The 11,726-nt window shown below is 54.6% G+C and carries 11 protein-coding genes; 8 read left to right on the top strand and 3 right to left on the bottom strand.

The window, feature by feature from the left end; all coding sequences use genetic code 11:
- The first annotated feature begins 18 nt into the window (after positions 1-18).
- Positions 19-789: an SDR family oxidoreductase gene (locus E1B03_RS07235; RefSeq protein WP_103772061.1), complete on the top strand. Its 771-nt coding sequence runs from the start codon at positions 19-21 to the stop codon at positions 787-789.
- A 58-nt stretch (positions 790-847) separates the two neighbouring features.
- Positions 848-1,702: a co-chaperone YbbN gene (locus E1B03_RS07230; RefSeq protein ID WP_103772062.1), complete on the top strand. Its 855-nt coding sequence runs from the start codon at positions 848-850 to the stop codon at positions 1,700-1,702.
- 105 nt (positions 1,703-1,807) lie between these two features.
- Here E1B03_RS07230 and fetB read toward each other — a convergent pair whose 3' ends face one another.
- Positions 1,808-2,587, bottom strand: coding sequence for an iron efflux ABC transporter permease subunit FetB (gene fetB, locus E1B03_RS07225; protein ID WP_006685655.1), 780 nt, complete (start codon positions 2,585-2,587; stop codon positions 1,808-1,810).
- Positions 2,574-3,251, bottom strand: coding sequence for an iron efflux ABC transporter ATP-binding subunit FetA (gene fetA / locus E1B03_RS07220; protein WP_006685656.1), 678 nt, complete (start codon positions 3,249-3,251; stop codon positions 2,574-2,576). The genes fetB and fetA overlap by 14 nt, the downstream gene beginning before the upstream one ends.
- A 134-nt stretch (positions 3,252-3,385) precedes the next feature.
- On the opposite strand from fetA, the gene E1B03_RS07215 reads away from it, so the two are divergent.
- The 4 genes from E1B03_RS07215 to E1B03_RS07200 are packed head-to-tail and all read left to right on the top strand — an operon-like array spanning position 3,386 to position 7,608.
- The gene (locus E1B03_RS07215) at positions 3,386-4,303 is read left to right on the top strand and encodes an SPFH domain-containing protein (RefSeq protein ID WP_003831073.1); all 918 of its coding nucleotides are present in this window, start codon (positions 3,386-3,388) and stop codon (positions 4,301-4,303) included.
- Positions 4,300-4,758, top strand: a complete 459-nt coding sequence (locus tag E1B03_RS07210) for an NfeD family protein (protein ID WP_103772063.1) — start codon at positions 4,300-4,302, stop codon at positions 4,756-4,758. The genes E1B03_RS07215 and E1B03_RS07210 overlap by 4 nt, the downstream gene beginning before the upstream one ends.
- 19 nt (positions 4,759-4,777) lie before the next feature.
- Complete coding sequence (locus E1B03_RS07205; RefSeq protein WP_133085931.1) at positions 4,778-6,922, top strand: PA5441 family protein; 2,145 nt, start codon at positions 4,778-4,780, stop codon at positions 6,920-6,922.
- Complete coding sequence (locus E1B03_RS07200) at positions 6,892-7,608, top strand: DUF3142 domain-containing protein (RefSeq protein ID WP_103772065.1); 717 nt, start codon at positions 6,892-6,894, stop codon at positions 7,606-7,608. Before E1B03_RS07205 ends, E1B03_RS07200 begins: the two co-directional genes overlap by 31 nt.
- On the opposite strand, the gene cueR is transcribed toward E1B03_RS07200, so the two are convergent.
- On the bottom strand, positions 7,605-8,015 hold the full coding sequence (gene cueR, locus E1B03_RS07195; protein ID WP_048226264.1) for a Cu(I)-responsive transcriptional regulator: 411 nt from the start codon (positions 8,013-8,015) through the stop codon (positions 7,605-7,607). The genes E1B03_RS07200 and cueR overlap by 4 nt on opposite strands.
- 109 nt (positions 8,016-8,124) lie before the next feature.
- Between cueR and copA the strand changes: the two genes are divergently transcribed.
- Positions 8,125-10,626, top strand: a complete 2,502-nt coding sequence (gene copA / locus E1B03_RS07190) for a copper-exporting P-type ATPase CopA (protein ID WP_103772066.1) — start codon at positions 8,125-8,127, stop codon at positions 10,624-10,626.
- A 142-nt stretch (positions 10,627-10,768) separates the two neighbouring features.
- The gene (locus E1B03_RS07185; protein WP_133085930.1) at positions 10,769-11,563 is read left to right on the top strand and encodes a TraB/GumN family protein; all 795 of its coding nucleotides are present in this window, start codon (positions 10,769-10,771) and stop codon (positions 11,561-11,563) included.
- The last annotated feature ends 163 nt before the right edge of the window (positions 11,564-11,726 follow it).

Genomic DNA, 11,726 nt, shown 5'->3' with positions numbered 1-11,726 from the left:
ATCCTGACAGGTAAAGTTATGCAAAAATCGGTCTTAATAACAGGATGTTCCAGCGGAATCGGTCTGGAAAGCGCACTTGAGCTAAAGCGCCAGGGTTTTCAAATTCTGGCAGCCTGTCGCAAACCTGACGATGTCGCGCGTATGAACAGTATGGGATTCACTGGCGTATTGCTGGATCTGGATTCACCCGAAAGCGTGGATCGCGCCGCCGATGAGGTGATCGCCCTGACCGATAATCGTTTGTATGGGATCTTTAACAACGCCGGATACGGTGTCTATGGCCCCCTGCCCACCATCAGCCGCGAGCAGATGGAGCAACAGTTTTCCGCCAACTTCTTTGGCGCACATCAGCTTACCATGCGCCTGTTGCCCGCCATGTTACCCCACGGCGAAGGACGTATTGTAATGACCTCGTCGGTGATGGGATTGATCTCAACCCCGGGACGCGGGGCTTATGCCGCCAGTAAATATGCGCTGGAAGCCTGGTCCGACGCACTGCGTATGGAGCTACGCCACAGCGGGATTAAGGTCAGCCTGATTGAACCGGGTCCTATTCGCACCCGCTTTACCGAAAACGTTAACCAGACCCAGAGCGATGCTCCCGTGGAAAATCCCGGCATTGCCGCGCGTTTTACGCTGGGGCCAGAAGCGGTTGTCGCCAAAGTGCGTCACGCGTTTGAGAACGACAAACCGAAGATGCGTTATCCGGTTACGCTGGTGACCTGGGCAGTGATGCTGCTTAAACGCCTGTTGCCAGGCCGCATAATGGACAAAATTTTACAGGGTTGAGTTGAAGCACGCGCGTCAGCCCCCATGTAACAAGAAATCGACAAAAGAGAGTAACTCCATGTCCACACAGAATATTGTTAACATTAACGAATCGAACCTACAGCAGACCCTTGAACAGTCGATGACCACGCCGGTCCTGTTCTATTTTTGGTCTGAGCGCAGCCAGCACTGTCTGCAGTTAACACCGGTACTGGAAAGCCTTGCCGCCCAATACAACGGCCAATTTATTCTCGCTAAGCTCGACTGCGATGCCGAGCAAATGATCGCCTCCCAGTTTGGCTTGCGCGCGATCCCCACGGTTTATCTGTTCCAGAACGGTCAGCCGGTAGATGGATTCCAGGGCCCGCAGCCGGAAGAGGTAATTCGTGCGCTGCTGGAAAAAGTGCTGCCGAGCGAAGAGGAACTGAAAGCACGCCAGGCTATCGAGTTCATCGAAGCCGGGAATCACGCTGATGCGCTGCCGCTGCTGAAAGAGGCCTGGCAGATCTCCAACCAGAGCAGCGAAATTGGTCTACTGCTGGCGGAAACGCAAATTGCCCTGAATCGTTCTGACGAAGCCGAAGCGGTGCTGAAAACCATTCCGTTGCAGGATCAGGATACCCGTTATCAGGGACTGGTGGCACAGATCGAACTGCTGAAGCAGGCGGCTGATACGCCGGAAATCCAACAGTTGCAGCAGCAAGTCGCCAACAATCCACAGGATGCGGCGCTGGCAACTCAACTGGCCATTCAGTTACACCAGGTCGGACGCAACGAAGAGTCGCTGGAATTGCTGTTTAGTCACCTGAAGAAAGATCTCACGGCAGCCGACGGTCAGGCGCGTAAGACTTTCCAGGAGATCCTTGCCGCACTGGGTACCGGTGATGCGCTGGCGTCGAAGTATCGTCGTCAGCTGTACGCGCTGTTGTACTAATTGGTTCATCATGCCCGATGGCGCTACGCTTATCGGGCCTACAAAAACAACCAACACCTCATTCCCGTCGGCCGGATATGGCGGTAGCCGCCATCCGGCATCACATCACGGTTTCTTTAATGGCGTCACCACCAGTTGATGACGTGAATTATAGAACTTCCGATAGGTCAGGTAGCAGGCAATAATGGTCGACAGGCTGGCGGTGGAAAGCAGCATAAACGTTACCATAATCTGATACTTAATCGCTTTTACCGGGTCAATGCCTGCAAAGATCAATCCGGACATCATCCCCGGTAAACTCACCAACCCCACGGTCTTCGCTGAATCGATAGTCGGAATCAGCGAGGCACGAATGCTGTCGCGAATCAGCGGCGCGGAGGCCACTTTCGGCGTCGCACCGAGGCTGAGTTTTTCCTGAATTTGCTGCTGTTCGCTGTTAAACCGCTGCCCCAGATTGTTGTAACACAGCCCCACTGCGACCATCGCATTGCCTGCAATCATGCCGGAAATCGGGATAACCTGCATCGGCGTGAACTCGATAGAGCCTGACAGAACCAGCACCGAAAGCGTTAGCCCCGCCCCCGCCGTAATGGCGATAAATGACGAGAGAAAAGCGTTATCAATATATTTACTGCGTTTTTGCGCGTTATAGGCCGCGTTGAAGCAGATGAACAGCACCATCAATAAGGTCAGAATGCTGTGGTTGACGCCGAAAATATATTTCAGCACGTAACCTACGATAATAAGCTGAACCACCGCCCGGCAAACGCTCCAGAGAATATCTTTTTCCAGCGCCAGCTTTTCTTTGTTGCTGATCAGTATCGCGACCACCACCAGCATCATCGCTAATGCCAGGGATTCATTGGTAATATTATGCTCGTTCATTGCTTACTTCCTGCATTTCACCGGCGTGCGGTTGAAGGGTTATGACGTTATCCGCATGATCAATTTCATCTTTGTCATGCGTCACCCACAGCACAGCAATATTCTTATCGCGAACATAGTGGTGAATTAATTCGTTCACATTACGCTTGTTGGCTTCATCCAGCGCGCTGGTGATTTCATCAAGCAGCAGGATTTTCGGCAGAAACTGCAAATTACGAATTAACGAGACGCGCTGCTTTTCGCCACCGGATAGCTCATTGATATTTTTTTTCAGGATCGTCTCGGGTAACTGAAAACGAGCCAGATCTTCCAGAAACACATCCGGCTCCGGACTTTTGTCACGGATTTGCCAGGGGAAAATGAGGTTGTCGTAGACGGTATCACCAAACAGCGCGGGCGTTTGCGCACAATAAGAGACCTGCTGGCGATACGCTTCCGGCTTGAGGGTATTTATCTCCTTACCCTCAAAGCGTATTTCACCGGCAGTCGGGCTAATTAACGACGCGACTATCTTGAGTAACGTACTTTTACCGCACCCGGACTGCCCGGTAATCAGCTTAAATTCTCCGGCGCGGAGATCAAAACAGATGTTATTGAGAATCTGCGTCGCCCCTGCCTGCCATGCGACATTTTTTAACTGAAGCAGAATGCTGCTTTCTTCCATTACCAATCCCTTTTTTACCTCTTTCGTGCTGACAGTCTATCTCTGTAATTTATTATAGGGGAGCCCGCCTTGATAAATCGGGTATAATTTGACTAATGAGGCAGTAAAGGACAGCACAACAGGAGGTTTCATCAATGCTCATTTTTATTCCTATTCTTATTTTTGTCGCGCTGGTCATCGTCGGCGCAGGCGTCAAAATCGTCCCGCAGGGATATCAGTGGACGGTAGAGCGTTTTGGCCGTTACACCAAAACCCTGCAACCGGGTTTAAGCCTTGTTGTACCATTTATGGACCGCATTGGTCGTAAGATCAACATGATGGAACAGGTGCTTGATATCCCCTCTCAGGAAGTCATTTCCAAAGACAACGCCAACGTCTCGATTGATGCTGTGTGCTTTATTCAGGTGATCGACGCGCCGAAAGCCGCGTATGAAGTCAGCAACCTGGAACTGGCGATCATCAACCTGACCATGACCAACATTCGTACTGTTCTCGGCTCGATGGAGCTCGATGAAATGCTCTCCCAGCGCGACAACATCAACACGCGCCTGCTGCATATCGTTGATGAGGCCACGAATCCCTGGGGCATCAAAATCACCCGTATTGAGATCCGCGACGTCCGTCCTCCGGCGGAACTTATCGACGCCATGAACGCGCAGATGAAAGCCGAACGTACCAAGCGCGCCTACATTCTTGAAGCCGAAGGGATCCGTCAGGCGGAAATCGTTAAGGCCGAAGGTGAGAAGCAGTCGAAAATCCTCATCGCGGAAGGTGAACGTCAGTCCGCGTTTTTACAGGCAGAAGCGCGTGAACGTTCCGCAGAAGCTGAAGCCCGCGCAACGCAGATGGTTTCTGAGGCCATTGCCGCTGGGGATATCCAGGCCGTGAACTACTTCGTGGCGCAGAAATACACCGAAGCGTTGCAGCACATCGGTTCGTCGAATAACAGCAAAGTGGTGATGATGCCGCTTGATGCCAGCAGCCTGATGGGCTCCATTGCCGGGATCGCCGAACTGGTTAAGGACAGCGCCAGCGAGCGGAAAAAATCATGATAGCGATGATTCTGGTACACCCGCACATCTTCTGGCTCAGCCTCGGCGGTTTGCTACTCGCCGCCGAGATGCTGGGCGGTAACGGCTATCTGCTGTGGAGCGGCGTGGCGGCGGTCATTACTGGCCTGGTGGTGTGGCTCGTCCCGCTTGACTGGGCGTGGCAGGGGGCGATGTTCGCCGTCCTCACCCTGCTGGCGGCCTGGCTGTGGTGGAAGTGGCTGGCAAGGCGCGTTCAGCAGCAGAAACCCGCCGACAGCCATCTGAACCAGCGCGGACAGCAGCTGGTTGGTCGCCGCTTTATTCTGGAGACCGCCCTGGTCAATGGCCGCGGACATATGCGCGTCGGCGACAGCTCATGGCCCGTTAGCGCCCGCGACGATTTGAGCGCAGGAACGCAGGTTGAAGTCATTGCCGTTGAGGGGATCACCCTGATGATTAAAGCGGTATCACACTAAAAAGACAGGAAATAAGACTATGGTCAGGAAGATCCCCCTTGCCTTTGCCCTTTGCACATTACTGACTGCCGCCCCGCAGGCATTCGCCTCTTTCGATATGGAAGACTGTAAATGGAGCGACGACAGCTGCCTGCTAAAAGGCACGCCAACCTTTAATCCGGAAAACGACAGCCGCGACAACCTGCTGCGGCTGCTGAGTCAGGAAAAATCATTTACTCTGCCAGTGCAGTCGATGCCAGCGGATATCACCCGCTCCCGCGACTTCTATTTTGCGTATCACCCGCAATGGGATCAGGCTGCCCCGCCACCAGCGGCTGCTCCGGCATCCGCCGCAGATAGCCCTCTCTCCCGACAGATGGCCGAGCTGAACATTGGCGCAGACGAAATAAACATCAACGACGCAGAGCTTGAGAACCGTCATGTTTCGAATAACGCCGGGAGCGTTAGCGCGTTTTTTGCCGCGCTGTTGGCCGATTCTACGTTAACAGCGGAGCAACGTCAGGCCTTGGCCCAGGCGCGAACAGGGATGCTTTCCGGGGCAACCCGCGAGCAAATTGAATCTTCTCTTGCCACTTTCCCGGCAGATTCTCCCGCGCATTCTTATACAAACTATCTGGCAGCAGCCGCCAGTTTCTATGCCGGTGATTATGCCAGTGCCGAACGGGATTTCACTCAGCTTGCTACAAGCGACCGTCCCTGGCTGGCAGAGACTGCGCAATACATGCTGATGCGTACGGCGTTGAACAAGAGCAGTCAGAACAGCGTTGGCGAATACGGCGATTTTAATATCGCTAAAATTAACCGCGAGGACGCTACTCAGGCTCAGACGCTGGCGCAGGCTTATCTGCAGCGTTTTCCCCAAGGACTCTACGCCGACTCAGCGCGCAGTATGTTGCGTCGCATCAACTGGTATTTACAGGCGTGGCCGCAGTTGGCCGGGTTGTATGAGCAGACGCTCCAGCAGTCGGCTGACGCACAGCAACTGCGTGAAATCGTTATCGAATACGATAATGTATTCGGTATGCAATTCTTTGAAGGCCCCGTGGTGGAGGCCTTCCCCGACGCGCCGCTGGTCAGCTATATCGAACTGCTGCGCGCGCTGCGTTTGAATAGTGATTACAAACTGACATTAACCCAGGAACAACTCGACGCCAGCAAGCCGGTGTTTGAACAGAGCCAAAAATTGCCGCTTTGGCGCGATCTGCAACTGAATCTGTGGCAGGCAACGGGCAACTACGCAGCAATTATTCAGGCAGTTACGCCAGCGCAGAAACTTGCCGCTCACGATACTCTCGCCTTCAGCGAACAGGTGCTGTACGGCGAAGCGCTGATGGGCCAGAAGAATTGGAGCGCGGCGCGTGATTTCTGGCAGCAGTTGTTAAAACTTAGTCAGGACAACGAACAGCAGCAGTATGTGCAGGCTAAGCTCGCTGCGACCCTGGTTTATAGCGGCGACGTGGAGGCAGTTTTTGCCCCAGAAAGCGCAGTGACCAACCTGCGCTTACGCTCGCAGGTGCTAAAAACACAGGCCACGCCTGAACTGCTGCGTCAGCAAGCCGTCCACGGTCCGAATAACGAAGAGCGTACCATCGCCCTGCATACGCTGCTGGTACGGGATCTTACCGAGAATCGCTTTGGCGACTGGCTGAAAGATAAAAAGCTTGCCAGCGAAATCGCACCGCCGGTCATTGGCGAGGCGTTTAATGACGTGAACCTGAGCACTTTTGACTGGAACGGCGATACGGCTCAGGCCGGGTATACCTGCAGCAGCCTCAATGATACGGTAACGGTATTGAGTAAAAAAGCGGATGATGCCCACGCACTGAACTGTTTAGGTGAATTTTTCCGCACCACGCAAACGCATGTTGATCTGTGGAAAAACAGCGCTGGCAACGATGTACTAGAATCCGCAATCTCGCGTAAGGAACCGTTCGGCCAGTTCGACAGGCAAAGCTACTATCAGCAGATAATCACCTCACCTACCGCCGAAGTCGAAGATAAGAGCTTCGCGCTGTATCGCGCCATCATGTGTTATGCGCCTTCAGGCGCTAACGAGTGCGGAGGTGAAGAAGTGGATAAACTGCAGCGTAAGGGCTGGTTCACCCAACTGAAAACGCAGTATCCGGGAAGCCCGTGGGCGCAAAAACTCAAATATTACTGGTAACCGCGCTGCTGGTGGGCCAGGCACGGGCGGCGGATATTGTCGCCGCCCGTGAACATCCGGCCTTCTGGCTGTGGTCCGGAGTAAAGGCCAGTGACGAGCTGAAAAACGCGCAGACGGTCTATCTGCATCAGGGCGAGGTGCTGGTTCGTTCGGGAAACGTGGTTTTCCAGCGTCTCGGACTGCCGGTCAGTCGTCTGTCTTTTCCGTCAATCTGGCTGACCGTACGCTTTACCACCCTCGACGTACCGGAGGTGATCCCGGCGCGTATCATACGGCTGATGCAACGCTGGCAGGCCGCCGGGAATCACGTTGTCGGCCTGCAGGTTGATTTTGACGCGGCAACCCATCAGCTTGCCGACTACGCGCTCTTTCTACAGCAGTTGCGCCAACGACTACCAACCGAGTTTGCACTTGGCGTGACCGGGCTACTGGATTGGGCAAAAACGGGCGACGTCGCCACGCTGAACGCGCTGGCGGTCGATGAACTGGTGGTCCAGAGCTATCAGGGGCGGCACACGGTAACGAATTATCAGGCGTATCTGCCTGCACTCGCTCGCCTGCGCATTCCGTTTAAGCTGGGGCTGGTGCAAAACGGTAGCCGTGACCCACAGGCTGAAGCGCAGCTTGAGAAATCCCCGTGGTATCGCGGTACGGTGGTGTTTATGCTCAATCCCCCTCGCCGTTAAGCCTTCGCTTTGTGATGACTGCAACCGGAGAGATTATCCATGATCGGACATTCGGCGCTGTCATCGCCGGGGCAACTGTCTGCCAGCGCCAGTAAATGCAAACGCATGGCCTGCAATTCTCTGATATGCCGCTCAATGTCCGCTACTTTTTCTAAAGTACGCTTTTTCACATCCGCACTATGACGCGCCGGATCGTTAAATAAGTTTACCAGCTCGCCGCACTCTTCCAGGTTAAACCCAACCTGACGCGCCTGGCGCAGCAGCATCAGTTCATTCAGATGCTTTTGGCTGTATGTACGATAGCCATTTTCACCACGCAGCGGCGGCGTCACCAGTCCTTTCTCTTCATAAAAGCGAATGGCTTTGCTGGTTAACCCGGTTTTTTTAGCAACATCGGATATATTCACATTCCCCCCCTTGACCTTCCCCTAGATGGAAGGTTTAACCTTTATAACAGTTAGTCAAAACGATTGCTAAGGTCAATGAATCTCAGACCAATCATAGAGGAAATTTGTTATGTCTCAAACAATCGATCTAACCCTGGACGGTCTGTCCTGTGGTCACTGCGTAAAACGCGTTAAAGAAAGTCTGGAACAACGTCCGGACGTTGAGCAAGCGGATGTCACTGTGACTGAAGCGCACATCACCGGGAGCGCCAGCGCAGAAGCACTGATTGAAACCATCAAACAAGCCGGTTACGGCGCGGAGTTAAGCCACCCAAAGGCTAAACCGCTGACGGAGTCATCAATCCCGTCGGAAGCACTGGCAGCGGTCCCTTCCGAGCTTCCGGCAGCTACGGCTGATGATGACAGCCAACAGTTGCTGTTAAACGGCATGAGCTGCGCCAGCTGTGTTATCCGCGTACAAGATGCTCTGCAAAGCGTACCGGGTGTCACACAGGCACGGGTAAACCTGGCGGAACGTACTGCGCTGGTAATGGGCAGTGCATCCGCCGACCAATTAGTAAAAGCGGTAGAAAAAGCGGGTTACGGCGCAGAAGCCATTGAAGATGATGCTAAGCGCCGCGAACGTCAGCAAGAAACCGCCGTTGCGACCATGAAACGTTTTCGCTGGCAGGCAGCCGTCGCGCTGCTGCTGGGTATTCCGGTCATGGTGTGGGGAATGATTGGCGATAACATGATGGTGAGTGACGACAACCGCAGCCTGTGGCTGGCGATTGGTCTGGCAACGCTTGCCGTAATGGTTTTCGCGGGTGGTCACTTTTACCGCAATGCGTGGAAAAGCCTGATGAACGGCACCGCGACCATGGATACGCTGGTGGCGCTGGGTACGGGGGTGGCATGGCTCTATTCCATGAGCGTCAACCTCTGGCCGCAATGGTTCCCGATGGAAGCGCGACACCTCTATTATGAAGCCAGTGCGATGATTATCGGTCTGATTAACCTCGGACACATGCTGGAGGCACGGGCTCGCCAACGCTCTTCCAAAGCGCTGGAAAAATTGCTCGATCTGACGCCGCCGACCGCGCGTGTTGTTACCGACGAAGGTGAAAAGAACGTGCCGCTGGCAGATGTTCAGGCGGGAATGTTGCTGCGTCTGACTACCGGCGATCGCGTTCCGGTTGATGGCGAAATCACTCAGGGCGAAGCCTGGCTGGATGAAGCCATGCTGACCGGTGAGCCGATTCCGCAACAAAAAGGCGAAGGCGATAGCGTCCACGCCGGTACGGTCGTACAGGACGGCAGCGTGCTGTTCCGCGCCAGCGCCGTTGGCAGCCACACCACGCTGTCACGCATTATTCGGATGGTTCGCCAGGCGCAAAGCAGCAAACCGGAAATTGGCAAACTGGCCGACCGCATCTCCTCGGTTTTCGTTCCGGTGGTGGTCGCCATTGCGCTAATCAGTGCGGCTATCTGGTATTTCTTTGGGCCGGCGCCGCAGATTGTTTATACGCTGGTGATTGCCACCACCGTTCTGATTATCGCCTGCCCTTGTGCGCTGGGTCTGGCAACGCCGATGTCGATTATTTCCGGCGTTGGGCGTGCCGCTGAGTTTGGGGTACTGGTACGTGATGCCGATGCGCTGCAACGCGCCAGCACGCTCGATACCATCGTGTTTGATAAGACCGGGACGCTGACGGAAGGTAAACCCCAGGTTGTCGCCATTAAAACGTTTGGCAACACCGATGAAGCGCTGGCAATTCGTCTGGCTGCAGCCCTTGAACAGGGTTCCAGCCACCCGCTGGCCAGGGCGATTCTGGACAAAGCAGGTGACGTCTCGCTGCCGCAGGTCAACGGTTTCCGTACGTTGCGCGGGTTAGGCGTCAGCGGCGAGACCGAAGGTTATACGCTGCTGCTGGGAAATCAGGCACTGCTCAATGAACAGCAGGTTGATACAACTGAAATGGAAGCTGAAATCACAGCTCAAGCTTCCCAGGGATCAACCCCGGTCCTGTTGGCGATTGATGGTAAAGCGGCGGCTCTGTTAGCGGTACGTGATCCATTGCGTAGCGACAGCGTGGCGGCGCTCCAGCGTCTGCATCGCGCCGGGTATCGTCTGGTGATGCTCACTGGTGATAACCCAACGACCGCCAACGCCATTGCCAAAGAGGCAGGTATTGATGAGGTGATTGCGGGCGTTCTGCCGGACGGCAAAGCCGAGGCGATTAAGCGCCTGCAAAGCCAGGGGCGTCAGGTTGCCATGGTGGGTGACGGAATCAACGATGCGCCTGCGCTGGCGCAGGCCGATGTCGGGATTGCCATGGGTGGCGGCAGCGATGTGGCGATAGAAACCGCCGCGATTACGCTGATGCGCCATAGCCTGATGGGCGTTGCGGATGCGCTGTCTATCTCCCGGGCAACGCTGCGCAATATGAAGCAGAACCTGCTCGGCGCGTTTATCTATAACAGTATCGGTATCCCCGTTGCCGCAGGGATCCTGTGGCCGTTCACCGGAACGCTGCTCAACCCGGTCGTTGCCGGGGCGGCGATGGCGCTCTCCTCCATTACCGTGGTGAGCAACGCTAACCGACTGCTGCGCTTCAAACCGAAAGAGTAACCCAGTGCCGATGGCGCTCACGCTTACCCGGTCAACAATGTGCAGGTAACATTGTAGGCTGGGTAAGACCGCCATCCGGCGATTCACGCATTGCACCTTCCTGGACCACGCGCTAGCATGGAAGTCTACTTAGGGAGGCCGTATGGATCTGTTGTACCGGGTAAAAACATTTTTCACCGCGCTACGCGGCAACCCCTATACCTGGCCTGCCATCGATATCTCCTTGCCCGGCAACCGCCATTTTCATCTGATAGGCAGCATTCATATGGGCAGCCGCGAGATGGCGCCTCTGCCTGCCAAATTACTCAAAAAGCTCAAGCGTGCCGATGCGCTGATCGTTGAAGCCGATGTTTCCGGCGACGACGCGCCGTTTGCCAATCTTCCGACCTTTACCGCACTCGAAGAGCGCATCAGCCCGGAGCAGCTAGACAATCTGCATAAGGTCACCGACGAACTGGGTATTTCCCCTTCCCTGCTGTCTACCCAACCGTTGTGGCAAATCGCCATGGTATTACAGGCAACGCAGGCGCAACAGCTGGGGCTGCGGGCGGAATACGGAATTGATTACCAACTGCTGAATGCGGCAAAACAAGCGCATAAACCGGTCATCGAACTGGAAGGCGCATCCAGCCAAATCGAGCTGTTATGTCAATTGCCCGACAACGGCCTGGCTCTGCTGGACGATACCCTGACGCACTGGCATACCAATGCCAGACTGCTCCAGCAGATGATGGGCTGGTGGCTTAAAACGCCGCCACGCAATAGCGACCTCGCGCTACCCAATACGTTTAGCCAGTCGTTGTATGACGTTTTGATGCATCAGCGTAACGCAGCCTGGTGCGATAAACTCAGGGCGATGCCCGCCGGTCATTATGTCGTGGCCGTAGGCGCGCTGCATTTGTATGGAGAAGGAAATTTGCCGGAGATGTTACGGTAAAAAAATGGCCAATATTTCTATTGGCCCGTCAAAGAGGAATTTCATCATTATTATGATCCCAACGCTTAAAGCGTCGGTGTAGTTCGATTGTCGCTCAAAGTCATCATCCTGCCAATACTATTGCGCAAGATGGTACTATTTTTTAGACAGACATCAGGCGTAT

The sequence above is a fragment of the Citrobacter arsenatis genome (assembly GCF_004353845.1).
Taxonomy (GTDB): Bacteria; Pseudomonadota; Gammaproteobacteria; order Enterobacterales; family Enterobacteriaceae; genus Citrobacter; species Citrobacter arsenatis.
Note: the sequence above shows the minus strand (reverse complement) of the source record. Positions and strands in the feature narration are given on the sequence as shown.